This is a genomic window from Pseudomonas taeanensis MS-3 (assembly GCF_000498575.2).
Taxonomy (GTDB): Bacteria; Pseudomonadota; Gammaproteobacteria; order Pseudomonadales; family Pseudomonadaceae; genus Aquipseudomonas; species Aquipseudomonas taeanensis.
On the sequence record NZ_AWSQ01000009.1, the window covers coordinates 252,301 to 276,864 of the forward strand.

Annotated in this window: 22 protein-coding genes, 1 tRNA gene and 1 pseudogene; 14 read left to right on the plus strand and 10 right to left on the minus strand. The window is 60.4% G+C overall.

Annotation, left to right across the window (positions count from 1 at the left end):
* The first annotated feature begins 29 nt into the window (after window positions 1-29).
* From hisC to ihfB, 5 genes are all read left to right on the plus strand, one after another.
* On the plus strand, window positions 30-1,139 hold the full coding sequence (gene hisC / locus TMS3_RS21380) for a histidinol-phosphate transaminase (RefSeq protein WP_025167338.1): 1,110 nt from the start codon (window positions 30-32) through the stop codon (window positions 1,137-1,139).
* 47 nt (window positions 1,140-1,186) lie between these two features.
* Window positions 1,187-3,394 carry a bifunctional prephenate dehydrogenase/3-phosphoshikimate 1-carboxyvinyltransferase gene (locus tag TMS3_RS21385; protein ID WP_025167339.1) on the plus strand — a complete coding sequence of 736 codons (2,208 nt, stop codon included), beginning with the start codon at window positions 1,187-1,189 and terminating at the stop codon, window positions 3,392-3,394.
* Window positions 3,391-4,080, plus strand: a complete 690-nt coding sequence (gene cmk, locus TMS3_RS21390) for a (d)CMP kinase (protein ID WP_025167340.1) — start codon at window positions 3,391-3,393, stop codon at window positions 4,078-4,080. Before TMS3_RS21385 ends, cmk begins: the two co-directional genes overlap by 4 nt.
* A 147-nt stretch (window positions 4,081-4,227) precedes the next feature.
* Entirely contained in the window at window positions 4,228-5,913 is a 1,686-nt protein-coding gene (rpsA, locus tag TMS3_RS21395) for a 30S ribosomal protein S1 (protein ID WP_025167341.1), read from the plus strand.
* Between the two features lie 338 nt (window positions 5,914-6,251).
* Window positions 6,252-6,536, plus strand: coding sequence for an integration host factor subunit beta (gene ihfB, locus TMS3_RS21400; protein ID WP_025167342.1), 285 nt, complete (start codon window positions 6,252-6,254; stop codon window positions 6,534-6,536).
* A 313-nt stretch (window positions 6,537-6,849) separates the two neighbouring features.
* Here the strand turns inward: ihfB and TMS3_RS21405 are convergent, their stop codons facing one another.
* From TMS3_RS21405 to TMS3_RS21420, 4 genes are all read right to left on the minus strand, one after another.
* A complete protein-coding gene (locus TMS3_RS21405) occupies window positions 6,850-7,770 on the minus strand; it encodes a c-type cytochrome domain-containing protein (protein ID WP_083491818.1) in 921 nt (306 codons plus the stop codon).
* A 539-nt stretch (window positions 7,771-8,309) separates the two neighbouring features.
* Entirely contained in the window at window positions 8,310-8,648 is a 339-nt protein-coding gene (locus TMS3_RS21410; RefSeq protein ID WP_025167344.1) for a hypothetical protein, read from the minus strand.
* A complete protein-coding gene (locus TMS3_RS21415; RefSeq protein ID WP_025167345.1) occupies window positions 8,645-9,028 on the minus strand; it encodes a phage holin family protein in 384 nt (127 codons plus the stop codon). Before TMS3_RS21415 ends, TMS3_RS21410 begins: the two co-directional genes overlap by 4 nt.
* Before the next feature lie 11 nt (window positions 9,029-9,039).
* Window positions 9,040-9,357, minus strand: a complete 318-nt coding sequence (locus tag TMS3_RS21420) for a DUF883 family protein (protein ID WP_025167346.1) — start codon at window positions 9,355-9,357, stop codon at window positions 9,040-9,042.
* 382 nt (window positions 9,358-9,739) lie between these two features.
* Here TMS3_RS21420 and TMS3_RS21425 point away from each other — a divergent pair, with 382 nt between their 5' ends.
* Window positions 9,740-10,948, plus strand: a complete 1,209-nt coding sequence (locus tag TMS3_RS21425) for an ammonium transporter (protein WP_025167347.1) — start codon at window positions 9,740-9,742, stop codon at window positions 10,946-10,948.
* Between the two features lie 106 nt (window positions 10,949-11,054).
* Window positions 11,055-12,026: an IS110 family RNA-guided transposase gene (locus tag TMS3_RS21430; protein ID WP_025167348.1), complete on the plus strand. Its 972-nt coding sequence runs from the start codon at window positions 11,055-11,057 to the stop codon at window positions 12,024-12,026.
* 302 nt (window positions 12,027-12,328) lie between these two features.
* Here TMS3_RS21430 and TMS3_RS21435 read toward each other — a convergent pair whose 3' ends face one another.
* Entirely contained in the window at window positions 12,329-13,597 is a 1,269-nt protein-coding gene (locus TMS3_RS21435; RefSeq protein ID WP_025167349.1) for an OprD family porin, read from the minus strand.
* Between the two features lie 314 nt (window positions 13,598-13,911).
* Between TMS3_RS21435 and TMS3_RS21440 the strand changes: the two genes are divergently transcribed.
* From TMS3_RS21440 to TMS3_RS21450, 3 genes are all read left to right on the plus strand, one after another.
* Window positions 13,912-15,066 carry a DUF5610 domain-containing protein gene (locus TMS3_RS21440; RefSeq protein ID WP_025167350.1) on the plus strand — a complete coding sequence of 385 codons (1,155 nt, stop codon included), beginning with the start codon at window positions 13,912-13,914 and terminating at the stop codon, window positions 15,064-15,066.
* A gap of 45 nt (window positions 15,067-15,111) precedes the next feature.
* A complete protein-coding gene (locus TMS3_RS21445; RefSeq protein ID WP_025167351.1) occupies window positions 15,112-15,348 on the plus strand; it encodes a glutaredoxin family protein in 237 nt (78 codons plus the stop codon).
* A 107-nt stretch (window positions 15,349-15,455) separates the two neighbouring features.
* On the plus strand, window positions 15,456-16,340 hold the full coding sequence (locus tag TMS3_RS21450) for a chemotaxis protein CheV (protein ID WP_025167352.1): 885 nt from the start codon (window positions 15,456-15,458) through the stop codon (window positions 16,338-16,340).
* A 355-nt stretch (window positions 16,341-16,695) separates the two neighbouring features.
* On the opposite strand, the pseudogene TMS3_RS24810 reads toward TMS3_RS21450, so the two are convergent.
* From TMS3_RS24810 to mobA, 4 genes and pseudogenes are all read right to left on the minus strand, one after another.
* Window positions 16,696-17,070: pseudogene (locus TMS3_RS24810) on the minus strand (integrase arm-type DNA-binding domain-containing protein); the annotation flags it as partial.
* A gap of 167 nt (window positions 17,071-17,237) precedes the next feature.
* A tRNA-Pro gene (locus TMS3_RS21460) sits at window positions 17,238-17,314 on the minus strand.
* 155 nt (window positions 17,315-17,469) lie between these two features.
* On the minus strand, window positions 17,470-17,691 hold the full coding sequence (locus TMS3_RS21465; protein WP_025167354.1) for a YgdI/YgdR family lipoprotein: 222 nt from the start codon (window positions 17,689-17,691) through the stop codon (window positions 17,470-17,472).
* Window positions 17,692-17,779: 88 nt separating this feature from the next.
* Window positions 17,780-18,364: a molybdenum cofactor guanylyltransferase MobA gene (gene mobA / locus TMS3_RS21470; RefSeq protein WP_025167355.1), complete on the minus strand. Its 585-nt coding sequence runs from the start codon at window positions 18,362-18,364 to the stop codon at window positions 17,780-17,782.
* A gap of 68 nt (window positions 18,365-18,432) precedes the next feature.
* On the opposite strand from mobA, the gene moaB reads away from it, so the two are divergent.
* Window positions 18,433-18,972 (plus strand): molybdenum cofactor biosynthesis protein B, encoded by a 540-nt coding sequence (gene moaB / locus TMS3_RS21475; protein ID WP_025167356.1) that lies wholly within the window; start codon window positions 18,433-18,435, stop codon window positions 18,970-18,972.
* Entirely contained in the window at window positions 18,969-20,183 is a 1,215-nt protein-coding gene (locus tag TMS3_RS21480) for a molybdopterin molybdotransferase MoeA (RefSeq protein WP_025167357.1), read from the plus strand. The genes moaB and TMS3_RS21480 overlap by 4 nt, the downstream gene beginning before the upstream one ends.
* Before the next feature lie 36 nt (window positions 20,184-20,219).
* On the opposite strand, the gene gliR is transcribed toward TMS3_RS21480, so the two are convergent.
* Window positions 20,220-21,257 (minus strand): AraC family transcriptional regulator GliR, encoded by a 1,038-nt coding sequence (gliR, locus tag TMS3_RS21485; protein ID WP_025167358.1) that lies wholly within the window; start codon window positions 21,255-21,257, stop codon window positions 20,220-20,222.
* A gap of 126 nt (window positions 21,258-21,383) precedes the next feature.
* Between gliR and TMS3_RS21490 the strand changes: the two genes are divergently transcribed.
* The gene (locus TMS3_RS21490; protein ID WP_025167359.1) at window positions 21,384-22,979 is read left to right on the plus strand and encodes an FAD-binding oxidoreductase; all 1,596 of its coding nucleotides are present in this window, start codon (window positions 21,384-21,386) and stop codon (window positions 22,977-22,979) included.
* A gap of 2 nt (window positions 22,980-22,981) precedes the next feature.
* Window positions 22,982-24,562 (plus strand): glycerol-3-phosphate dehydrogenase/oxidase, encoded by a 1,581-nt coding sequence (locus tag TMS3_RS21495; RefSeq protein WP_025167360.1) that lies wholly within the window; start codon window positions 22,982-22,984, stop codon window positions 24,560-24,562.
* The last annotated feature ends 2 nt before the right edge of the window (window positions 24,563-24,564 follow it).

Below are 24,564 nucleotides of genomic sequence, written 5' to 3' on the forward strand. Positions count from 1 at the left end.
GAGTGGGACGGATCAACAAGAGGCAAGTAATGAGCTGTGATTTCCTCGGCCTGGCCCAACCAGGCGTGCAAAAGCTGTCGCCCTATGTGCCGGGCAAGCCGGTGGACGAGTTGGCTCGCGAACTGGATCTCGATCCGGCGAGCATCGTCAAACTGGCCAGTAACGAGAACCCGCTGGGACCGAGTCCCAAGGTGCTGGAGGCGATTAGCGCCGAACTGGCCGAGCTCACGCGTTACCCTGACGGTAATGGTTTCGCCCTGAAGCGCCAGTTGGCGGCGCACTGCGGCGTAGCGCTCAATCAGGTCACCCTTGGCAACGGCTCCAATGATATCCTCGAGCTGGTCGCTCGCGCCTACCTGGCGCCGGGCTTGAATGCGGTGTTCAGTGAGCACGCCTTTGCCGTCTATCCGATCGCCACTCAGGCGGTCGGTGCGCAAGGCAGGGCGGTACCGGCCAAAGACTACGGCCATGACCTGGATGGCATGCTCGCGGCGATCGATGAGAATACCCGCGTGATCTTCGTTGCCAACCCCAATAACCCTACCGGGACCTGGTTTGGTCCGCAGGCACTGAGCGATTTTCTCGCGCGTGTGCCGGAGCGTGTGCTGGTGGTGCTGGATGAGGCCTACATCGAGTACGCCGAAGGCGACGAACTGCCGGACGGCCTCGAGTACCTGAGCCGATATCCGAATCTGCTGGTATCGCGCACCTTCTCCAAGGCTTACGGGCTGGCTGCGCTGCGTGTGGGCTACGGAATCAGTTCGGCGCCGGTAGCCGATGTGCTGAATCGTGTGCGTCAGCCGTTCAACGTCAACAGCCTGGCCTTGGCTGCAGCCTGTGCGGCGTTGAGTGATAGCGAGTATCTAGCCGACAGTCGTCGCGTCAACGATGCTGGTATGGCGCAACTGCAGGACGGTTTACGGGCGATGGATTTGAGCTGGATTCCATCCAGGGGTAATTTCATCGCCGTAGACCTTGGCCGCGAGTCCATGCCGCTTTATCAGGCTCTGCTGCGCGAGGGCGTAATTGTGCGTCCGGTTGCCAATTACGGTATGCCGCATCACTTGCGAGTGTCCATTGGCTTGCCTGAAGAGAATGCCCGTTTCCTCGAGGCGTTGGCCAAGGTGCTCGACGCGTGAGTGAGTTGAAGGCTGCAGCCGTCAATAAGGTGCAATCCAATGCTCCGATAATCGGTCGCCTGGTGGTGGTCGGTCTCGGCCTGATTGGCGGCTCTTTCGCCAAGGGGCTGCGTGAGCGTGGAGTCTGTCGTGAGGTGGTGGGCGTCGACCTTGATCCGCAATCGCGGCAGCTGGCTGTCGAGCTGGGTGTTGTCGATCGCTGTGAGGAGCATCTGGCCGTCGCCTGTCAGGGTGCCGAGGTGATCCAGCTGGCGGTGCCTATACTGGCGATGGAAAAGCTGCTGGGTGAGCTGGCCAAGCTCGACTTGGGTGCTGCCGTGCTTACCGATGTCGGCAGCGCCAAAGGCAATGTGGTGCGTGCTGCCCGTTTGGCCTTCGGTGAGATGCCGGCGCGTTTCGTGCCGGGCCACCCGATTGCCGGATCCGAACAGAGTGGGGTCGAGGCGGCCAATGTCGAGTTGTTCCGCCGGCATAAAGTGATTCTGACGCCGCTGCAGCAAACCGATGCGCAGGCCGTGCAGCTGGTCGATCGTCTTTGGTGCGAGCTGGGGGCGGATGTCGAGCACATGCAGGTCGAGCATCATGATCATGTGCTCGCCGCGACCAGCCATCTGCCTCATCTGTTGGCATTTGGCCTTGTCGACTCGTTGGCCAAGCGCGGCGAGAACCTGGAAATTTTTCGCTACGCAGCCGGTGGATTTCGCGATTTTACGCGGATTGCCGGTAGCGATCCGGTGATGTGGCACGACATCTTTCTCGCTAATCGCGAGGCGGTGCTGCGTAACCTGGATGTATTTCGCGCCGACCTCGACGCATTGCGTGAGGCGGTCGACGCAGGGGACGGGCATCAACTGTTGGGCGTATTTACTCGCGCCCGCGTGGCTCGCGAGCATTTCAGTAAAATTTTAGCCCGTAGGGCCTATGTGGACGCTATGCACTCGAATGATCTGATTTTTCTGGCAAACCCCGGCGGCACGCTTTCTGGACGAATTCGCGTTCCGGGCGACAAATCCATTTCTCACCGCTCGATCATGCTCGGCTCGCTGGCCGAAGGCACGACCGAGGTCGAGGGCTTTCTCGAGGGCGAAGATGCCCTGGCGACCCTGCAGGCATTCCGCGACATGGGGGTGGTCATCGAAGGCCCACACCATGGTCGCGTGACCATTCACGGGGTAGGCCTGCATGGCTTGCAGCCGCCGCCTGGGCCGATCTACCTAGGTAATTCGGGCACCTCCATGCGCCTGCTCTCTGGTTTGCTTGCGGCGCAGTCGTTCGACACTACCCTGACCGGCGACGCCTCGTTGACCAAGCGTCCGATGAATCGCGTGGCCAAGCCGTTGCGCGCCATGGGAGCGTTGATCGAGACGGCCGCCGAGGGCCGTCCGCCGCTGACTATTCGTGGCGGGCGCCGCCTCGGCGGCATGACGTATGAAATGCCGATGGCCAGCGCCCAGGTGAAATCCAGCCTGTTGCTCGCCGGGCTCTATGCGGCCGGTACCACCACGGTGATTGAGCCGGCGCCGACCCGTGATCATACCGAGCGAATGCTGCGCGGCTTCGGTTATCCGGTGGCGGTCGAGGGCAAGGCCGCGACCGTGGAATCCGGACACAAGCTGACGGCGACCCATATCGAGGTGCCAGCGGATATCTCCTCCGCGGCGTTCTTCCTGGTGGCGGCAAGCATTGCCGAGGGTTCGGAACTGCTGCTTGAGCATGTCGGTATCAATCCGACCCGTACTGGGGTGATCGACATCCTCAAGTTGATGGGCGGCGATATCAGTCTGGAAAACCAGCGTGAGGTCGGTGGCGAGCCGGTGGCGGACATCCGGGTGCGCTCGGCCAAACTCAAGGGTATCGATATTCCAGAAGACCTGGTTCCATTGGCGATTGACGAGTTTCCAGTGTTGTTCGTCGCTGCGGCCTGCGCCGAGGGACGCACCGTGCTGCGCGGCGCCGAAGAGCTGCGGGTCAAGGAGTCGGACCGTATTCAGGTCATGGCTGATGGTTTGTTGGCGTTGGGTGTCAAGGCCGAGCCGACACCAGATGGCATCATCATTGAGGGCAGCAGCATCGGTGGCGGCGAGGTGCACAGCCACGGTGATCACCGTATCGCCATGGCCTTTAGTGTGGCTTCGTTGCGTGCTACCGCGCCGATCCGTATCCATGATTGCGCCAACGTCGCGACCTCCTTCCCGAATTTTCTCTCCTTGGCGGCCCAGGTCGGTATTCGGGTCAGTGAGGAGGCTAAGTCATGACTGTTCAGGCGCCGGTAATCACCATCGATGGGCCGAGCGGGTCGGGCAAGGGCACCATTGCTGGGCTGCTGGCTCAGAAGTTGGGTTGGAGTCTGCTCGACTCAGGAGCGCTTTATCGTTTGCTGGCGTTCGCCGCGCGTAATCATGGTGTCGACCTGACCAATGAGGAGGCAATGAAAGTGCTTGCCGCTCATCTGGATGTGCAGTTCGTTGCTGTCGCCGATGGGCAGGCTCAGCGAATCATTCTGGAAGGCGAGGAAGTGACCGACGCCATCCGCAATGAACAGATTGGTGCGGGCGCCTCCCAGGTCGCTGCGCTTCCGGCAGTGCGCGAGGCGTTGTTGCAGCGCCAGCGGGCCTTTTTGGAAATGCCGGGCTTGGTGGCCGATGGTCGAGACATGGGTACCGTGGTGTTTCCAGAGGCGCCGCTGAAAGTGTTCTTGACCGCCAGCGCGGAAGAGCGTGCTCGGCGGCGTTACTTGCAGTTGAAGGCCAAGGGTGATGATGTTAATCTTGCGAGTCTCCTCGACGAGATCCGGGCGCGTGATGAACGCGATATCCAGCGCGCAGTGGCTCCACTCAAACCGGCGGCCGATGCGATACAACTGGATTCCACTGAGCTTTCGATCGAGCAGGTGCTGCAACGAATTCTAAGCGAGGTCGCCAACCGCGATCTCGCTGAGTGAGAAGAACCGCAGCGCAAGCTGAATGGTTCGCAAGGAGGCATACGGGAAACCAGTCCATTCCCGTTGGCCTCTTTTTATATGAACGTACCCACATTGTCTGGAATGTGGTTTGGGCGGATTCCCTGCCCTGAATCAACAGGAATTAAAATGAGCGAAAGCTTTGCTGAACTCTTTGAAGAAAGCCTAAAAACCCTGAACCTTCAGGCTGGCTCGATCATCACCGCCATCATCGTCGATATCGATTACCAAGCTGGTTGGGTAACCGTTCACGCTGGTTTGAAGTCTGAAGGCCTCATTCCGCTGGAGCAGTTCCACAATGACGCTGGCGAACTGACCATCAAGATCGGTGATGAAGTTCACGTTGCGCTGGACGCGGTTGAAGATGGCTTTGGTGAAACCAAGCTGTCCCGCGAAAAAGCCAAGCGTGCCGAGTGCTGGATTGTTCTGGAAGCAGCTTTCGCCGCTGAGGAAGTGGTTAAGGGCGTTATCAACGGTAAGGTTAAGGGCGGCTTCACTGTCGACGTTAACGGCATCCGTGCGTTCCTGCCAGGTTCCTTGGTCGATGTGCGTCCGGTGCGTGATACCACTCACCTGGAAGGCAAAGAGCTCGAATTCAAGGTCATCAAGCTGGACCAGAAGCGCAACAACGTTGTCGTTTCCCGTCGCAGCGTACTGGAAGCCGAAAACAGCGCCGAGCGCGAAGCTCTGCTCGAGTCCCTGCAGGAAGGCCAGCAAGTCAAAGGTATTGTCAAGAACCTCACGGATTACGGCGCATTCGTCGATCTGGGCGGCGTCGACGGCCTGCTGCACATCACCGACATGGCTTGGAAGCGTATCAAGCATCCGTCTGAAATCGTCAACGTTGGCGATGAGATCGATGTCAAGATCCTCAAGTACGATCGTGAGCGCAACCGCGTTTCCCTGGGCCTCAAGCAGCTGGGCGAAGACCCATGGGTTGCTATCAAGGCGCGCTACCCGCAGGACACTCGCGTTACTGCACGCGTAACCAACCTGACCGACTACGGCTGCTTCGCAGAGCTGGAAGAAGGCGTGGAAGGCCTGGTGCACGTATCCGAAATGGATTGGACCAACAAGAACATCCACCCGTCGAAAGTCGTTCAGGTTGGCGACGAAGTGGAAGTCATGGTTCTGGATATCGACGAAGAGCGTCGTCGTATCTCCCTGGGTATCAAGCAGTGCAAAACTAACCCGTGGGAAGATTTCTCGGGTCAGTTCAACAAGGGCGACAAGATCTCCGGCACCATCAAGTCGATCACCGATTTCGGTATCTTCATTGGTCTGGATGGCGGCATCGACGGCCTGGTTCACCTGTCCGACATCTCCTGGAACGAAGTAGGCGAAGAAGCTGTACGTCGTTTCAAGAAGGGCGACGAGCTGGATACCGTTATCCTCTCCGTTGATCCAGAGCGTGAGCGCATCTCCCTGGGCATCAAGCAACTGGAAGAAGATCCGTTCTCCGACTACGTTGCCATTAACGATAAGGGCGCCATCGTGCGCGGTACCGTTAAAGAAGTTGACGCTAAGGGCGCTGTAATCACCCTGGCTGAAGGCATCGAAGCCACGCTGAAAGCCTCCGAAATCAGCCGTGACCGCGTTGAAGACGCACGTAACGTGTTGAAAGAAGGCGAAGAAGTCGAAGCTAAGATCATCAGCGTCGACCGTAAGAGCCGTGTCATCAGCCTGTCGATCAAATCGAAAGACGTCGCTGACGACAAGGATGCAATCAAGGAACTGCGTAAGCAGGACGTTGAGACTGCCGGTCCGACCACCATTGGTGATCTGATTCGTGCACAAATGGAAAACCAGAACTAAGTTCGGGTAATCCAGAAAAAGGGCGACTTCGGTCGCCCTTTTTTGTGCCTGTAAGAAAGTATCGGGGCGCCTAAGCGTCTTCAGCATAGTGGGTTCGTACCCTGGCGCGAGGGTATCTGAGTCCGTATGGGCAAGGAGTCTTCTGGTCAGGCAGGCCGCGACTCTATTACTGGGTGATACCTGGTAGTTCAGGCGAAGCCCATGCTATTTGGATTTTCCCCCTTTACTTTTGCGGTTTGGCTCCTCTGTAAAGCCTGCGGGCTGTTCAAGCTCTGCGCAACGTGCTAAAAACTGGGGTAGGTCAAATGATCTAGCCGCTTGAAAAAGAAGGGAAAACCATGACCAAGTCGGAGTTGATCGAGAGAATTGTCACCCACCAGGGGCAGCTGTCATCCAAGGATGTCGAGCTGGCTATCAAGACCATGCTGGAACAAATGTCCCAGGCATTGGCCACTGGTGACCGCATTGAAATTCGCGGTTTCGGTAGCTTCTCTCTGCATTACCGCGCGCCACGAGTTGGTCGTAACCCGAAAACGGGTCAGTCGGTGTGTTTGGATGGCAAGTTCGTACCACACTTCAAACCCGGGAAAGAGTTGCGTGACCGGGTGAATGAGGACGAGTAGGGATGTCGGTTTTTTAATTGTTGAGTAGTATCGGGGGCTATATGCGGCGAGGGCCGAAGTCCGTCGGTGTTATAGCTCTGAAGGTATGCGGCGTCTTTAGTGCCACCCCACAACACGTTGGAATCTAAGCTGGTACTCAGCTCCTGCGGTTCTGATTGGCCTGCTTTGAATGAGCGCCGTCGCCTGGCGTCACAAAGAGATTGCTCCGCCCCCTGAGTGGTGGTTCGGTGGTTGCGTGCGCTCTGGGCCGCATCTGAGGTCTCTGTTACCCCATCGACCGCCCTGATGCACTCTCTTGAGCTCGTACGTGCTGTCATTCGCGTGGTCTGATTCGCTCTATAGTCAATGCGCCGTCACTCATCAGGCGCCCGCGCACTTGCACATAATCACCGGTCCGCGGCGAATGCTCGAGACGAGTCGCTGCGTTGACCTTGAGTGGTAGTGAATCCAGCTGCCAGTTCGATCCCAGCCTGCCGTGCAGGCGCACCTTGGCTCCTGCTGGGAACTTTGCCGGCTTGCCCCGCGCATCGCGCGCGCCCTGATTGATCCAGTTGATGATCAGGGTAATTTCCGCTTCATCGAGAAAAGGTGGGCCGTCATACGGCATGCGAGGTATTGCCTGGCCGCGGATGCGGCGCACCAGCTCGCTGCTATCGGCCGAGCCGGGCACGACTCGAGCGCGGTCCTCATGGCTCAAGGTCGCCGTATAAGAGGTCAACAAGTAGCTTTCTGGCGGTCCACCCATAAGCCCGGCGGGTGAGTGACACTTTACACAGCGCCGGACGAGAATTTTTTCAACATGACCGTAATTCACAGCGGCAGTTGGGTTGATCGATAGAGTGTTGTCGATTCCGGTTGAGTGCTCGGTTGTGCCGGGTTTAAGGCCGCCGGCAATCCAGCGTTCGAACAGGGCGATCTCTTCTTTGCTAAGAAAAGGAGGGCCGGTCATAGGCATGCGCGGTTGGCTGAGGCCTTTTAGGCGTTTGATCAATTTGCTGCTAGAGGGGGCGCCTGAGCTAACGATGGGCCCATTCTGGCTTCCTTTGAGCAGGTCCTCGAGGCTGTCGAGGCTCAGCCCGAGTGGAGGCTCTGGAGCGCGGTGACAAAGCACGCAGCGGGCTTGCAGAATAGGTTTGATATCCTGAAACGTCGGTTCTTCAGCATAGGCTTGTATGGCAGGGAGTAGAACCAGTAACAGGCAAGCCGTCAGGTCTCGGGTGGGGTGAGTGGGCATGATCGGCTCGGCCTCTGGATTGGAGTCCCTGTCTTCTCAGCCTAGTCGGTGTTCAACCTGTTGACGACGGCCAGCACGCGGTCGAGTTGCGAATGGCCAGCGGCAAAGTAGTAAATGGCGATGCGCACACCTGCTTCTCTATAGTGTGCGACTGCGCCAGTACGCTCCTGTTGATTAAGGCTGTGTAAAGGCTGCTCGGGGCGCAGTCGCTGATCCAGCGCGGTGAATGTTCAAGCCCAGAAACCAGTCTGCAGGCGCTGCATGAAAACGCTTGAAAGCCTGCTCGCGGACTTGGCGCAGTGCTGCGGGTGAGTCTTCGGGTTACTCAACGGTGGTCGGGCTGAGTGCAGTCGCCCCTTGGACGTGCGTAAGCTGACGAGTGCTCCAACTCCGGTAATCTTGTCGGTAGCTGCGTTGACGAAGAGTTGGATTATGGCGAGAGGTTGACCCTCGAGCACCGGGCACACCCTTAGTTATAGGCAGTAGAGCGCTGCACGGTGCGACGAACGATTCAGCTAAGCAAGTTTGCAGCCAGCTAGTTACTGTGGCCTTGCTGATTCGTCAGTGGGGTGTCGTGGAGGGTGTCGTCGGAGCAGTGGGAAGGCGATCAGCGCAATGCGTAGCCAACGACGCCAGTTGCCACGGCGCACGCCGAAAGTGGTCAGCAATAAGGCGCCGCCAGCGACCCATAGTGGTGCATTGCTTTTCCCTAGTTCCGTGCGCCAATGGCTGCTGAAGTATTGTGCCTGTCGTAGCGGTTGCAGCAGCACCAGAGTTTCATGGCGCAGTTCCTGACGATGCATCTCAAGGCGCAGCCGTAGCATGGCTTTGCGCAGCTCACTCCGTGAGGCCTTGGCGGGTAGTTCTGACGGGTTCATGGCAGTAGTTGCTCGCGGTCACGCGCCAACTCTTCGAGGCTAGCGCTGAATGGTGCCGGGGCAGTGCGTAGGCGCAGCAGCAGGAACCCCAGAGAAACTAGAAAGCCTAGTCCGTAGAACCCACATAGAGCGGTAATCACGGCCACTCGGTGACTGTCCCAGAAGCTGATTAGCACTGCGGCAGACAGGCCAATCAGGAGCAGTAAGCCAAACATTAAGCTCAAGCTGGACAGTACGAACAAGCGCAGAGCATTACTTTGCTGTTCTTTCAGCTCTTCGCCGAACAGTGCGACATGACCCTGTAGTAGGCCCATGAACGCGGCGGCAAAGCGCCGCGGCGAAGGACCGCGGCCAGGTGTGGAAGGTGGCGTGGCGTCCATGTCGTCCCTCATCAGCGCCGCGTGATCAGCATGCCAAGCAATAAACCGATGCCGGCAGCAATGCCAAGTGTTTGCCAGGGGTGCGTCTGCACATAGCCTTCGGTTGCCTGTACCGCAGCCTTGCCACGCTCGCGCAGGGACTCTTCGGCATTGTTCAGGGTGGAGCGAGCGCGGCCAAGACTGGTGCGGATCTGTTCGCGAAGCTCTTCAGCTTGCTCGCCGGCCAGGCTGGCTGAATGTTGCAGCAGCTTTTCTGTGTCTTGAACCAAGGCTTGGAACTCGTTAAGTAACTCATCTTGGCTGCTTGGTTTGGTGCTGTTGCGGGCCATGGGGTCTCTCCTTTGACATGTGAGTGTAAGGGGTTCGAGTGCAGTAAGGGGCGTGGGTTCCTCCTCTTAGTGTGCTTAGGATGTTTGGCACTGCTGTTCCAGCTGCTGGTACAGCCCTTGCATTATGCTGGTGCGCACCTTTAGTTAGGCGCTCCTTTATGGGGCTATGAAAGGGTCGGCCCGGACGCCGTAGTGCATCAATAAGTCATTAATAAACCTGGATTAAGTACCTGGGATGCAATTTCAGTTGGCATCATTTTGGGGCCGGCTGAGAGTGTTTAAAGTGGTGTCGGTTGGTGAGTGCGCCGCTATATGGTGCGCGGCTGGCTATAAGTGATCCGCTTTGGTGCTTTTTCCCCCGACGACGGAGTTTTCTTCGCTGATGGAAAACATCAACAGTGCTGTGGAAAGCCTGATTCATGGCTCCAACACCCTGTTTATCCTGCTGGGCGCCGTCATGGTGCTGGCTATGCACGCCGGTTTTGCCTTTCTCGAGGTGGGCACGGTGCGCCAGAAGAATCAAGTCAATGCCTTGTCGAAGATCATTTCTGACTTCGCCGTGTCTGCACTGGCCTATTTCTTTATAGGCTACTGGGTCGCTTACGGCGTGACTTTTCTCGAACCGGCGAGCGTGCTGACTGAGGAGAATGGCTATGCGTTGGTGAAGTTCTTCTTCTTGTTGACCTTCGCCGCAGCGATTCCGGCAATTATTTCTGGCGGCATCGCCGAGCGCGCCAAGTTCGGACCGCAACTCTGTGCCACGGTGTTGATTGTGGCCTTCGTCTATCCATTCTTCGAGGGCATGATCTGGAACGGCAACTATGGCGTGCAGGAATGGCTTGAGGCCAGCTTTGGTGCCAGCTTCCATGACTTCGCCGGTTCGGTGGTGGTGCATGCGATGGGCGGCTGGCTGGCCTTCGGTGCGGTGATCTTGCTGGGTCGTCGCGACGGGCGTTATCGCGATGGGCGTCTGGTGGCATTCGCGCCGTCGAACATTCCATTCCTGGCGCTCGGTTCCTGGATTCTGATCATCGGCTGGTTCGGCTTCAACGTGATGAGTGCCCAAACTCTGGGGAGCGTCAGTGGCCTGGTGGCAGTGAATACGCTGATGGCTATGGTTGGCGGCACTGTGGCGGCCTTACTGGTCGGCCGTAACGACCCGGGCTTTTTGCACAACGGTCCGCTGGCAGGTTTGGTGGCGGTGTGCGCGGGCTCCGATCTGATGCATCCGGTCGGTGCCTTGGTGACTGGTGCGATCGCCGGTGCGTTGTTCGTCTGGGCATTCACAGCGACCCAGGTTAAATGGAAAATCGACGACGTCCTCGGTGTATGGCCTCTGCATGGGTTGTGTGGTGTGTGGGGCGGGATTGCCTGCGGCATCTTCGGTCAGGAGGCCTTGGGCGGCTTGGGTGGCGTCAGTCTGACCAGTCAGTTGATCGGTACGGCGCTGGGTGTGCTGGTAGCGCTGCTCGGTGGTTTCCTGGTCTATGGCGTACTGAAAGCGCTGTTGGGCATTCGCCTGAGCCAGGAGGAAGAGTATTACGGGGCCGACCTCTCGGTGCATAAGATCGGCGCCGTCAGTCAGGACTGACGGAGCTGAACAAAAGCCCGCCGATTGGCGGGCTAATGAGATGGTCACCCCCGACACCCTGTGAGGCTACACCTTCACAGGGTGTTTTCTTTCGGAGGCCATCACCATGAATACCGTCGCCTTGATTGGCATTGACCTGGGCAAGCACAGTTTTCACCTGCAAGCGCAGGATCACAACGGCCGCCCGCTGTTCCGCAAGCAGCTCAGTCGCCCTCAGTTACTGCGCCTGCTGGCTCAGCAACCCGTCTGTCGTGCGGCCATGGAGGCCTGCGCCGGCGCTCACTGCCTGGCCCGCGAGATCCAGGCTCAGGGCCATCAGCCGCTGCTGATTTCGCCCCAGTTCGTACGCCCCTTCGTGCAGGGCAACAAGAACGACTTTCTCGACGCTCAGGCGATCTGCGAAGCCGCCTCGCGGCCCAACATGCGCTTCGTGACGCCCAAGACCGAGGTGCAGCAGACCCTGTCGGTGCTGCACCGTCTGCGCGAATCGCTGATCCGCGACTGCACCAAGAGTATCAATCAGCTGCATGGTTTTCTGTTGGAGTTCGGCATCAGTCTGCCCAGGGGCATGGTGGTCATGCGTCGTCTTGCGACGGTGCTGGCCGAGCACCGCCTGCCGCCCAGGCTGGTGGTCTTACTGCAGCGCCTGCACGCGCATTTTGGCTATCTCGACGAGCAGATCAAAGTGCTCGATCGCGAGCTGGTTGAGCACGTCGAGGCGGATGATCTGGGCAGTCGTCTGCTGAGCATCCCGGGTGTCGGGCCGATCACCAGCAGCGTACTGCTGACAGAGCTGGGGGACGCCCGGCAGTACCGTAGCAGTCGCGACTTTGCCGCTTCAGTCGGGCTGGTGCCGCGGCAACACAGTACCGGTGGTCGACAGAACCTGCTGGGGACCAGCAAGCGCGGCGACAAGAACCTGCGTCGCCTGCTGGCGGACTGGGTGCGCGCCTTGCTCTGCCGGCGCCATAGCAATGTGGTGGCCTGTGCTCTGGCTAACAAGCTGGCGCGTATAGCCTGGGCGCTGGCGCAAGGACAGGGCCGATTTGAAACGGGGCCAGACGGCTGCGCCGCCTGACCCCCCTGTTGTTGCAGTACCACGAACCACCCTTTAGGTTTTGCGATAGCTGAACAACTGATGACGTGAACGGCCCACCGACCTGACGAAGAACCTGACACAAAAATCGGCCCAAGAGGCCGCCGGGCGTTTCAGGATCGTCAGGTGCGACTCTCATCGTGGCGCGGGGCATGCCCCAACCAGACGCCGGATAGATTTAGGCAAGCCAAACACCCATCGCTGATCAGTATTGCAAAAATGGAGGTAACCATAGATTTTTGTGCTTCGGTTGACGGGATGCGCTACGGCCAACGTTGCAGCCTTTAAAACAGCGGCAGGCTGTAGCTGATGATCAAGCGGTTCTCGTCGAGGTCGTTGCCCACGTTCGAGCGTACGGTGGCGTTACGCAGGCGAATGCCGAGGTTTTTCAGCGCGCCGTCCTGGACCACGTACATCAGTTCGCTGTTGCGCTCCCACTCCTTGCCTTCGCCAGCCGCGTTCAGACGATCGATATTGTCGCCGTTGAGGTAGCGGGTCATGAAGGTCAGGCCGGGGATGCCCAGGCCGGCGAAGTTGTAGTCGTAACGCAGCTGGTAGGACTTCTCGTCCTTGTTGGCGAAGTCGCCGATCTGCACGTAGTTGACCAGGAACGGGTCGGTGCCGTTGATATAGGCGTAGCCGGTGTCGCCGCTCATTTTCTGGAAGCCCAGGCCGAAGCTGTGGAAGCCCAGGCCATAGGTGAACATGGCGCCAAAGGCCTTGTTGTCGACGTTGCTCGAACCGTCGTCGGTGGAGCGGGCGAAGCGAAGGTCGCTCTTGAAAGTCTGCTTGTCGGCAATCGGCAGCACGTGCACCAGATTGAAGATGTGCTGCTTGTACAGCTGCTCCAGCTCGCCGTAGTGGTAACCGCCAGTCAGGCTGTCGGTCAGCTTGTAGCTGAGGCCGGCGAAGTTGAAGTCATCGCCCTGGTTGCCCTTGCCGGTGAACTTGAAGTTGCGCTTGGCACCGGAGTTCAGGCTGAGATCCTGGAAGTCGGTGGAGTCGCGCTGGTTCAGCTCGCGCAACTGGCCGGCATCGATGGTCAGGCCGTCGATTTCCTGGCTGTTCAGGTGAGCGCCGAGAAAAGTCTGCGGCAGCAGGCGCGAATCGTTGGCGGCGACTGTGGGCAGCTTGGGCATCAAGCCACCGACCTTGGTCACGGTTTTGGAGGCCTTGACCTTGAGGGTCGCGGTGGCTTCCGAATATTCGCCCGGGCCTTCGTCGCCGAAACGGTTGGGCAGCAGATTGGTACCGGCGCGCTCGTCGGAAGAGTCGAGCTTCAGACCCAGGCCGGCATAGGCGTCCAGACCGAAACCGACGGTGCCCTCGGTGAAGCCGGATTCGGCCTTGAAGATAAAGCCCTGGGCCCATTCTTCACGTTTGGACTGCTGCGCCGCGGTGGTGTCGCGCAGGTCGCGGTTGAAGTAGAAGTTGCGCAGATCCAGGCTGGCCTTGCTGTCCTTGATGAATTCAGCATTGGCGAGTGAGGGGAGGGTGAGGCTGGCGCCCAGCGTGGCAAACGCCACTGAGCGGGTGAGGGGATGCTTGCTCATTATTATTGTGTCCTCATTGATAGGCCGATCGGCGTACTAGCGGTCATTACGGCGCTGTGAAATAAAGCATGAGGACGATTGACTGGCTTTTAGACTTTAGTCGGCAGGTCTTGATTTCAGCGGCCTAGAGGCGATACTCGAGGCCGAGCGGGGGCTTAACTGCTTATGCCGGCAGGGTTGATTTTGCTGGCAAAACCGATGGACGCTCTGTCGGAGCAGAACTGTGGCCTTTGGTCGGTTGCTACTGCCTGCCGTCTAAAGATATGTGGAGTGCGGCCGTCAACGGATCAGATACCTTGCCTCGGAGCCTTGTCATGAACCCTCTGGCTGCATTGCCTCCTTTCGTTTCGCGTCCATCATCTTTCAACAGCTCAGCCACGTCTGCTCGTGCTGCCGACGCGCAAAATACCCTGGCTAATCGTCTGGCTGAGCGTCTTGGTTTGGAACAGGGGGCGTTGAATGGTCAGCGGGATGATTTCACCCCGGAAAAAGTTGCCAGTCGGGTGCTGGGTTTCATCGAGCAGCGCCTGCACAGCGAAGCGGCTGCGGGTGCCGATCCGACGAAGCTACAGGGCTTGCTGAATCAGGCTCGCGAAGGTGTGGAGAAAGGGTTTGCCGAGGCGCGCAAAATTCTTGATGGCATAGGTGTATTGCAAGGCAAGGTGGTGACGGATATCGACGACACTTACCAGCGTATCAAGGATGGCTTGGGCAACCTGAGCGAGCGCTTCGGTCTTACTGCGCTGCAGGCTCCAGAAAATACGACGATTGCCGCCCGCAGTGAACGTTTTGCCGCCCAGGCGCAAAGCTTCGACCTCGCAGTAACTACGCGCGATGGTGATCGCTTGCGCATCTCCATCGCCCAGGGCTCGGCCAGCTGGTCGCAGAGCAGTGTCGCGCTGGCCAGCAATGGTAGCGGCGGCGCATTAGTTGCCAGCAGCCAATCAGCTAGTCTGCAAATCGGCGCTTGGCAGGTCAGTGTCGAAGGAGAGCTGGACGAAGAGGAACGCGCGGCGCTGGAGGCGCTGCTCGGCCAGGTGCAGGAGTTGTCCAACAAGTTCTATTCGGGTGATCTGGCCGGCGCTTTCGATCGTGCCATGGCACTTGAGATGGACGGCGAGCAGTTGGTCTCGATGTCCCTGCGTCTGACCCAGGTCGATGTACGCCAAGCCTCCGACGCCTATAGCGCGGTGGCCGATGAGGGTGGCCAGGGGGCCAGTGCAACCAATGGCTCGCTGACTGATTATGTTCGGGGGCTGCTGGATGCGCTGCGCAGTGCCAATCAAGTCATTGACCAGGACCAGGACAGTTTGTTGGAACTGCTCAAGGGTGGTTTTGCCCTGGATGAGCGCTTCGACACTGCTCGTCTGGAGAAGGCCGAGCAACTCAATGGTCGCTTGCTCGACGGCCTGCAGAGTCTGCTCGATCCTGTAATGCTGGGGGGTAAAGCGCCGACTGCTGCCGCCTGAGGCAAGTGCTAGACTTAACGCTTCGTTGTTTGTGGAGGCGTGGGGATGCTCCCTGAATGCCAACTATTCGGCACCCTTGGCTGCCACCTCTGTGAAGTGGCCGAGGCGCTGCTGATGCCCTTTGTCGAACATGGCTTATTGGTCGAACTGGTCGACATCGCTGACCAAGAAGAGTGGGTCGAACACTATGGTTTGCGTATTCCGGTGCTGCGTCGTTGCGACACCGGTGCCGAGCTGGATTGGCCGTTCGACGCCGAGCAGGTCGTAACATTTCTGCGCTGAGCAGTTAGCGTTGCGCTGTATTGATGATAGGTTGCTTGCCGGATGGGCAAAGTCCAGCTGTTAGGTTCTTACTGAAGTTGTATGGCTAGCTAGGAAGGGGAGTTGCCATGAGTATGGTGCTGGGGGATGCGTTATCGCTGCTGTTATTTCGTCTGCACAGCGGCAGATTACTGGGCATTAATCTGTTGAAGGTTAATGAAATCATTCCGTGTCCTACATTGACCAAATTGCCCAGCCGCCACCCACATGTGCGCGGAGTGGCGACGCTGCGCGGTGCGGCCTTGACTGTGATCGACCTGGCTCGGGCGATTGGCGAGGTGGGTCGTAGTGATAGCCAGGATGGCTGCCTGATCGTCACCGAGCTCAGTCGTTCACGTCAGGGCTTGCACGTGCAAAGCGTGGAACGCATCGTCCAGTGCTCGACTCGTGACGTGCGTCCGCCACCGGCGGGGGCTGGGGCTAAAGCGTTCATTACAGGAGTTACCCAGATCGATGGTGTCATTGTGCAGATTCTCGATATCGAGAAGGTACTGCATGAAATAGCCCCGGTACTGCCCGAAGAGATCGATGAACAATTGCTCACCAGCGCCGAGCGGGGCCTGTTGAATGGGCGTCGTGTACTGGTAGTGGATGATTCACACGTGGCCCTGCAGCTGACGCTGGCGGCGCTGCGTAAATTTGACCTGGATTGTCAGGCGGTGAGAAGCGCTGCCAGTGCGCTGGAACTGCTGCAGTCGCAAGCCGAATCCGGCCAGCCCATCGAGGTATTGGTTTCGGACATCGAAATGCCGGAAATGGATGGATATAACCTGGTCCGGGCCATCCGTCAGCACGCCAACATCGGACAAACCTATGTGTTGCTGCACACCTCGCTAGACAGCACCATGAATACCGAAAAAGCCCGTGCGGTAGGTGCCAACGACATGCTCACCAAATTCTCTACGGTGGATTTGAGCAAGGCAATGCTGCGCGCTTTTCAGAGTTTGGCTTAAACGCACAATCGCTCCAGCAGGTACAAAAAAGAGCACACAAAAAACTGTGCTAACTGGCTTTTTGAATACTCCAGCTCAGAAAGAGCGAGAGAGCGCCAAGCTTAATCATTAATTGATCGGCGCTGGGCGCTCAAATAGTTTCACTCGATCTTCTAGGTTGATTTTTTGTGCGCAATGTCACAAAAAGTTAGCAAGCGATGAGCTTGGGTTTTGGGCGAGATACACCGTTCAGGCCTGATTTCGATATGCCTGATATACAAATATTTTTGATGTTTTTCAGGCGTGCAGGCTTACAAAACTATGCTGGTGGCTGGGGTCGTTTTAGCTGGTTGTGATTAGCGGCTTCACCGTGATTTTCCCAGTTGACGCGCCTGACGTTAAACCACTCTCGGGCCAGCTTCTCAAAGGTGTTGGTGGCGGCAGCGACCGCGGCGGCTTTGCGTGCCTGCTGCGTGATGATGGGGTTCTTGCCAGTGGAGGCGTTGGCCTTCAATTCGGCAGCCTTCTGGCGAGCCAAATCATCGCTGACATCTGGGTAGCTACCCAGGCCCAGCCATGACCACTTGCCGTCTGGTTTCTTGTAGCGCAGCTCCCAGGCATTTTACCAGTTGGGCTTTACGCGAAAGTACAAGCCATTGCCGTCATGCTCGCTGTAGAGGGCCTGCTCGGGTTCGAGGGAGGAGAGGGTTGTATCAGCCAGCGGGCGGCGTTTTATGGCCTGTCGTTTCATCCGCGTATGCCTCTGGTTCGAATTTTCCCCGGGCATACACACTGGCATACACGACGGGGTGAACTGACCTGAGACAACATGGTGCTACTAGAAACAAGAAAGCCCGCACTAGGCGAGCTTTCTTGGGGTGTTTCGTAGACAGGTTGAGACATCTAGAAACTGGGATTTGGTCGGAGAGACAGGATTCGAACCTGCGACCTTCTCGTCCCGAACGAGACGCGCTACCGAGCTGCGCTACACTCCGAATAGGTTCAGATTGTACTGAAAAAGTTTTGCTGTACAAGGGGTTAGGTTTGAATTTTTCGAGCTGCGGGCGTTCATTTGAGGGCGTTCTTTGTGCGGCGGCTGCACTCAGCCACAGCGCCACAGGCGAGCTTGGCGTCTGAGTGCAGGAGCGGCTTACAACTCTTTGACGGTCTGCACCTGATCCTTGTTGACCTTGGCGCGCTTGCCATCGAGTTGTTCGAATTCGTAGAAGCCCGTTTCTTCGTCGTACTTCGGCTGGTCGAGAGTCTGGAGTTCACGGCCATCATTCAGGGTAATCACCGATGGCGATGCGCAACCCGCCAGTGTGGCCAGGCCCAGAGTGAGTAGGAGTGCGGGCAGGGTCCGTTGAATCATGGTTTGTCTCCTTGGTTGATCGAGAGTGTCTACTCAGCCTCAGACGGGAATTACCCGTCCGGGTTCCCTCATGTTGGCCTATCCGTTGTTACTCGTCACCCTGTGCCAGCAACTCGGGAGTGTTCAGGTTGGCCAGGCGTGGGTCGTTGGCTGGACAGTCGACCGCCCTGGGGTCGAGGCGACGTAACCAGCGCTGGGGGCTGCGTTCGCCAGCTTGCCAGGCATTCTCCAGAGAATCGCCGAGGGATTTTGGGAGCACGCAGAATAGCGGTTCCCAGAACTCGCCTTGGCGCACCACGACCGGTTGCGCGCCGGCTTTGGCGAGCAGACTGGCCAGTAGCGACGTGTCGAGTAGCGGGGCATCGCAGGGCAGCACCAGCAGATAGTCGTGACGAGCGGTGTGTAGGCCTGCGCGAATACCGGCCAGCGGGCCTTGGAAGTCGGTGTCATCGTCCTGCACCAGGCGGTCGGCGAATAGTGCGTAGCGCTCGGCATTTCGGTTGCAGGAGATGATCAGATCATCGGTGAGTGGGCGCACCAGGTCATGCAGGTGGGCAATCAGCGGGCGGCCATGCCAGTCGATCAGTCCTTTGTCGCGACCGCCCATGCGTTGTCCTCGTCCGCCGGCCAACAGCAGTACGGAGCAGGGCGGTAGAACAGTGGCAGTGGGCATGGCAGAGCCTCCGAGGGTGGGCCTGTGATATAACATCGGGCATTCTTTTGGACAACTGGAAGCCTGTCATGAACCACAAGGCCGAGGCGCAATTCGTGCCGCTGAATATCGCCGTTCTGACCGTTAGCGATACCCGTACCCTGGAAACCGATACCTCTGGCCAGCTGTTCGTCGACCGCTTGCAAGGCGCGGGGCATAGCCTGGGCGCTCGCGTGCTGCTGAAGGACGACCTGTACAAGATCCGCGCCCAGGTCGCCAACTGGATCGCCGACGACAGCGTGCAGGTGGTGTTGATCACCGGCGGCACCGGCTTCACCGCTCGCGACAGCACGCCGGAAGCCGTGGCTTGCCTGCTGGACAAGCAGGTCGATGGCTTCGGCGAGCTGTTCCGGCAGATTTCCGTGGCCGATATCGGCACCTCGACGGTTCAGTCGCGCGCTCTGGCCGGGTTGGCCAACGGCACCCTGGTGTGTTGCCTGCCGGGCTCGACCAATGCCTGCCGCACCGCCTGGGACGGCATCCTCAGCGAACAGCTGGATGCGCGGCACCGCCCCTGCAACTTTGTCCCTCATCTTAAACAGGCGGCCGCCTGCGAGAGCCGCGGATGAGCGGTATCGACTACTCCGGCTTGATGCCGCTCGAGACGGCTTTGGCGCACCTGCTGGCCCTGGCCGAGTCGGCACCCATAGTCGAAGCCGAACGGGTCGCCCTGGCCGATGCCGATGGCCGCGTGCTGGCCGAACCCTTGATCGCTGGCCTCGATCTGCCGCCCTGGGCCAACAGTGCCATGGACGGCTATGTCCTGTGCCTGGCGGACTGGAGCGGCGAGCCGCTGGTAGTCAGTCAGCGCATTCTCGCCGGCACTGCACCCGAGGCTTTGCAGTCAGGTACTTGCGCGCGAATTTTCACCGGCGCACCGCTGCCGGCGGGCGCCGATACGGTGGAAATGCAGGAACACGTCGAGGTCGGCGAAGATGGTCGGGTGCGCTTCAGCGAGCCCTTGCGGCTCGGCCAGAACGTCCGGCCGCAGGGCCAGGAAACCCGAGTCGGCGATAGCGTGCTGCCGGCTGGCACGCGCCTGGGGCCGATCGAGATGGGCCTGGCGGCTTCGCTCGGAGCAGCCGAGCTGCTGGTGCGCCGGCGTCCTCGGGTGGCAGTGCTGTCCACCGGCGATGAGCTGATCGAGCCGGGTCAGTCGCTGGGACCGGGGCAGATCTACAACAGCAATCGCAGCCTGTTGATCGCCTGGCTGCGGCGTCTCGGTTGCGCGGTGGTGGATGGCGGCATCCTCGCCGATGATCTCGAGCTGACCCGCACGGCCTTGGCCGCGCTGAGCGATGTCGACCTGATTCTCTCCACCGGCGGCGTGTCGGTCGGCGAGGCGGACTTTCTCGGCGAGGCGCTGCGCGAAGAGGGTGAGCTGACCTTCTGGAAGCTGGCGATCAAGCCGGGCAAACCGCTGACCTGCGGGCATTTCCGCGGCGTGCCGGTGATCGGCTTGCCGGGTAATCCGGCGTCAAGTCTGGTGACTTTCGGTTTGCTGGCGCGGCCCTACCTGTTGCGCCGGCTCGGCGTACAGCGGGTCGAGCCACTGGGTTTTCAAGTGCCGGCCGGCTTCGCCTGGAGCAAACCGGGCAAGCGTCGCGAATACCTACGCGCGCGTCTGGAAGGTGGTCGTGTGGTGCCTTATCCGAACCAGAGTTCGGGGGTGCTGCGCAGCGCGGCCTGGGCCGAAGGATTGGCCGAATTGCTGGAAGGGCAGACGCTGGAGGAAGGTGACAGCCTGCGCTTTATCCCGCTGAGCGAAATTCTCGGCTAGAGCCGCACAGGGTGGGCAGCGCAGGCTGGGTCGAATCTAAGGATGGAGCGGCGCGGCCTGGCGCCGACTCTCGCGGAACTCGCCCGGGGTCTGACCGGTCCAGGCCTTGAAGCCGCGGTGGAAGGAGCGCGACTCGGTGAAGCCGAGGTAGCTGGCGATGTCCTGAATCGCCAGGTCGCTGCGCAGCAGATAGTGTTCGGCGAGCTCCTGGCGCAGTTCGTCGAGTATCTGTTGGTAGCTGGTGCCGGCCTGCTGCAGATGCCGCTGCAGGGTGCGCACCGTCATGTTGAATTTCTCCGCCACGCGTTCCTTGCGCGGCAGGCCATCCTTGAGCAACAGGCGCAGGGCGTTCTTCACCCGCAGCGGCAGCGGTTCATCGTCGTCCAACCCAGCCATCAGCGTCAGGGCGTGTTCTTCCAGGGTGCGCAGCAGATTGGCATCGGCCTGACGCAGCGCCACGCCGAGATACTCCTGTGGCACGATCAGCGCGTTGCAGGGCTGCTCGAAGCGGATCGGGCAGCCGAACACCGCTTCGTACTCGGCCTCGTCCACTCTGCTCGGTTGCGCATGCTCGAACCACACTTCGCGCGGCGAGCGGTCCATGTCGGCGATCCAACGCGCATAGAGCAGCCAGGAGGCCAGCACGTTTTCGACCATGTGGCGGCGGATTTCCGCGGCTTGATGGCGGCACGTCCAGATCAAGTGCACCTGATCGGCCTGCGCCTCGATCCGGCTCACGCCCATGTCGCCTACCAGCTTTTCGTAGGGCACGATGCGACTCATGGCTTCGCCCAGGGTGGCGCAGTTCATGGTGATATAACCGAGCACGCTCCAGGAACCCGGCTGCACGAAGCGGGCGCTATGCAGGCCGAACAGCGGGTCGCCGGAGATCCCCAGCAAATGCTCGAGCAAGCGTTCGTGGGTTTCGCTGGGGATGCGTTTGCCGTTGTCGCTGAGGTCCTCGCTCTGGATGCCTGCGGCCGCCAGTGCCTGCTCGACATCCAGGCCGAGGTGTTCGGCGTGGCGCAGGTACTTGAGCAGGGCGGGAACTGAGGTGTAGCCGAGGTTATCCATGGCGGGTTCTTATTCTGAGTGGCTTGATTGGCGATAAGGCCTGTCCCGTTTCGACAGTGACGCCCGCAAGGGGCTGGCTAGTATAGGCAGTCAATTAGTGTGATCGGAATATCTCGGGAGAGGCAGATGCGACGTTGGAACGGCTGGGGCGATGAAGCGACCGTGGTAGAACTGCCGGCGCATGGTGCGGCCTTTCTTGCCGAGCGGGTGGGGCCGGGCCAGGTGCTCGCCGATGCCAGCCTCGAGCAGGTGCTGGCCCAGGTGCCGGCTTCGCGGCTGCCGACCCACGCTTTGTTCACGCTCGACGCCGAGGATCGCGTGCGCCACGCCCGTGGCCAGAGCCTGCCGGATTGGTTGGCCATGCGCTCCGGCGAGTTCGGGGTGTTTCCCGATGGTGTCGCCTACCCGCAGACCGCCGAACAGATTCGCGAGCTGCTGGCCTGGGCCAGTGCGCACGACGTGATCCTGATTCCCTACGGCGGCGGCACCTCGGTGGCCGGCCACATCAACCCGCAGCTCAGCAGTCGACCGGTGCTGACCTTGTCGCTGGAACGCATGAACAAGCTGGTCGAGATCGACGAGGACAGCCTGATCGCCACCTTCGGTCCCGGAGCCAATGGCCCGCAGGTGGAGAGCCAGCTGCGCGCGCGTGGTTACACCCTTGGCCACTTCCCCCAGTCCTGGGAGCTGTCGACCCTGGGCGGCTGGGTGGCCAGCCGCTCCAGTGGTCAGCAGTCGCTGCGTTACGGGCGTATCGAGCAGCTGTTCGCCGGCGGCTCGGTGGAGACCTTCGCCGGTACCCTGGAGCTTCCGACCTTCCCGGCTTCCGCCGCCGGCCCGGACTTGCGCGAAGTGATGCTCGGCTCGGAGGGGCGCTTCGGCATCATCTCCGAGGTCAAGGTGCGCATCACCCGCCTGGCCGAGCAGGAGCGTTTCTACTCGGTGTTCCTGCCCAACTGGCAGCAGGCGCTGCTGGGCATTCGCCAGCTGGTGCAGGCGCGGGTGCCGCTGTCCATGCTGCGCCTGTCCAATGCCATCGAAACCGAGACCCAGCTGGCCCTGGCCGGTCATCCGCAGCAGATCGCCTGGCTGGAAAAATACCTGGCCCTGCGTGGCGCGGGCGACGGCAAGTGCATGCTGACCTTCGGCGTCACCGGCAGTCGGGTGCAGAACGCCGCGTCGTTGAAACAGGCGAAGAAGCTCTTGAAAGGCTTTGGCGGGGTGTTCAGCGGCACCCTGCTGGGCAAGAAGTGGGCGGAGAACCGTTTCCGCTTCCCTTACCTGCGCCACGGTCTGTGGAGTGCCGGCTACGCGGTGGACACCCTGGAGACCGCCACCGACTGGTGCAACGTCGACAGCCTGCTGAACAAGCTCGAAGCCAGCCTGCGCGATGGCCTGGCCGCCGAGGGCGAGCGGGTGCATGTGTTCACCCACCTGTCCCACGTGTACGGCGAGGGCTCGAGCATCTACACCACTTACGTGTTCCGTCCAGGCAACACCTACGATGAAACCCTGGCGCGCTGGCAGCAGCTCAAGCATGTGGCGTGCCGGACCATCGCCGAGAATCGCGGGACCATCAGCCACCAGCACGGCGTCGGTCGCGACCACGCCCCTTACCTGCCGGTGGAGAAGGGCGCGCTCGGCATGGCGACGCTCAAGGCCTTGTCCGCGCACTTCGACCCCGATCAGCGCCTGGCCCCTGGCGTGTTGCTCGAACAATGAGAATGCCGCCCTGGAATGCCGCCTGGCGCGAACAGGCGCTGCCCGAACTGGCGGCGCGCGACTGGGACCTGATCGTGGTGGGCGGCGGCATCAGTGGCGCCGGAATCCTCCGCGAGGCCGCGCGGCGCGGCTGGAAGTGTCTGCTGCTGGAACAGCGCGACTTCGCCTGGGGCACCTCCAGTCGCTCGTCGAAGATGGTCCATGGCGGCCTGCGCTATATCGCCAAGGGCCAGCTCAAACTGACCCGCGACTCGGTGCGTGAGCGCCAGCGCCTGCTGCAGGAGGCGCCAGGGCTGGTCGACCCGCTGAGCTTCCTGATGGCGCATTACCGCGGCGTTTTTCCCGGACCCAAGGTGTTCGGCGGGCTGTTGGCGGTTTACGACGCCCTGGCCGGCAAGCGCAATCACCTCTATTACCCACTGCAGCAGTTGCGCTACCTGGCGCCGGGATTGAAGGAGGAGGGGCTACTCGGCGGCACGCGCTTCTTCGATGCGGTCACCGACGACGCCCGGCTGGTCATGCGCGTGCTCGGTGAGGCGCGCGGCGACGGCGGCGAGGCGCTGAATGGCCTGAAGGTGATCGAGTTGCTGCGTGAGGAGGGGCGGGTGGTGGGCCTGTGGGTCGAGGACAGTGAAAGCGGTCAGCGCTTCAGCTTGCGCAGTCGGGCCGTGGCGCAAGCCACCGGGGCCTGGGCCGATCGATTGCGGCCCAAGAGCAGCTTTGAGCGTATCCGTCCGCTGCGTGGCAGCCACCTGCTGCTGCCGGCCTGGCGCCTGCCAGTGGCGCATGCCTTCAGCTTTATGCACGGCGCGGATCGGCGCCCGGTGTTCGTCTTCCCCTGGGAAGGTGCCACGGTGGTAGGCACCACCGACCTGGATCATTCCGATTCACTGGACCGGGATGCCCGTATCAGCGCCGAAGAGGTGGGCTATCTGCTGGCCGCCTGTGCCCAACAGTTCCCGGGTGCGCAGATTAGAGCCGGTGACGTGCTATCGACCTGGGCCGGGGTGCGCCCGGTGGTCAGCGATGGCGCCACCAGCCGCGAGCCCTCGGATGAGAAGCGCGAGCACGCGCTGTGGGTCGAGCCGGGTTGCGTGACCCTGGCCGGCGGCAAGCTGACTACCTTCCGCCTGTTAGCCCTGGAAGTGCTGCAGGCCTGCGCCGAATTCGTCGGTCAGCCAGTGGAAGACCGGGGTGCGGCATCTTTCCGGCCCTGTCAGGCGCCAGCGATGCCGAGCCTCAGCCCCGCCCAGCAGAAACGCCTGGCCGGTCGTCATGGCCGCGAGCTGCCGGGCCTGTTGGCACTGATGGAACAGGTCGGAAACCAGCGGGTTGCGGCCACCGAGACCCTGTGGGTCGAGGTGGCCTGGGCCGCGCAGAGCGAGCTGGTGCTGCACTTGGATGACTTGCTGCTACGGCGTACCCGTCTCGGTCTGCTCGTGGCTGCTGGCGCGCAGGCCGAGCTGCCGCGCATTCGTGCACTGTGCCAGCCACTACTGGGTTGGAACGACGCGCGCTGGGAGCAGGAAGAACGCGACTACCTGGCACTCTGGCGCAGCTGTTACAGCCTGCCGCAGGACTGAAG

Coding starts and splice junctions, on each gene's coding strand:
- hisC (WP_025167338.1), top strand. CDS start 30: ATGAGCTGTGATTTCCTCGGCCTGGCCCAACCAGGCGTGCAAAAGCTG.
- cmk (WP_025167340.1), top strand. CDS start 3,391: ATGACTGTTCAGGCGCCGGTAATCACCATCGATGGGCCGAGCGGGTCG.
- rpsA (WP_025167341.1), top strand. CDS start 4,228: ATGAGCGAAAGCTTTGCTGAACTCTTTGAAGAAAGCCTAAAAACCCTG.
- ihfB (WP_025167342.1), top strand. CDS start 6,252: ATGACCAAGTCGGAGTTGATCGAGAGAATTGTCACCCACCAGGGGCAG.
- TMS3_RS21405 (WP_083491818.1), bottom strand. CDS start 7,770: ATGCCCACTCACCCCACCCGAGACCTGACGGCTTGCCTGTTACTGGTT.
- TMS3_RS21410 (WP_025167344.1), bottom strand. CDS start 8,648: ATGAACCCGTCAGAACTACCCGCCAAGGCCTCACGGAGTGAGCTGCGC.
- TMS3_RS21415 (WP_025167345.1), bottom strand. CDS start 9,028: ATGGACGCCACGCCACCTTCCACACCTGGCCGCGGTCCTTCGCCGCGG.
- TMS3_RS21420 (WP_025167346.1), bottom strand. CDS start 9,357: ATGGCCCGCAACAGCACCAAACCAAGCAGCCAAGATGAGTTACTTAAC.
- TMS3_RS21425 (WP_025167347.1), top strand. CDS start 9,740: ATGGAAAACATCAACAGTGCTGTGGAAAGCCTGATTCATGGCTCCAAC.
- TMS3_RS21430 (WP_025167348.1), top strand. CDS start 11,055: ATGAATACCGTCGCCTTGATTGGCATTGACCTGGGCAAGCACAGTTTT.
- TMS3_RS21435 (WP_025167349.1), bottom strand. CDS start 13,597: ATGAGCAAGCATCCCCTCACCCGCTCAGTGGCGTTTGCCACGCTGGGC.
- TMS3_RS21440 (WP_025167350.1), top strand. CDS start 13,912: ATGAACCCTCTGGCTGCATTGCCTCCTTTCGTTTCGCGTCCATCATCT.
- TMS3_RS21445 (WP_025167351.1), top strand. CDS start 15,112: ATGCTCCCTGAATGCCAACTATTCGGCACCCTTGGCTGCCACCTCTGT.
- TMS3_RS21450 (WP_025167352.1), top strand. CDS start 15,456: ATGAGTATGGTGCTGGGGGATGCGTTATCGCTGCTGTTATTTCGTCTG.
- TMS3_RS21465 (WP_025167354.1), bottom strand. CDS start 17,691: ATGATTCAACGGACCCTGCCCGCACTCCTACTCACTCTGGGCCTGGCC.
- mobA (WP_025167355.1), bottom strand. CDS start 18,364: ATGCCCACTGCCACTGTTCTACCGCCCTGCTCCGTACTGCTGTTGGCC.
- moaB (WP_025167356.1), top strand. CDS start 18,433: ATGAACCACAAGGCCGAGGCGCAATTCGTGCCGCTGAATATCGCCGTT.
- TMS3_RS21480 (WP_025167357.1), top strand. CDS start 18,969: ATGAGCGGTATCGACTACTCCGGCTTGATGCCGCTCGAGACGGCTTTG.
- gliR (WP_025167358.1), bottom strand. CDS start 21,257: ATGGATAACCTCGGCTACACCTCAGTTCCCGCCCTGCTCAAGTACCTG.
- TMS3_RS21490 (WP_025167359.1), top strand. CDS start 21,384: ATGCGACGTTGGAACGGCTGGGGCGATGAAGCGACCGTGGTAGAACTG.
- TMS3_RS21495 (WP_025167360.1), top strand. CDS start 22,982: ATGCCGCCCTGGAATGCCGCCTGGCGCGAACAGGCGCTGCCCGAACTG.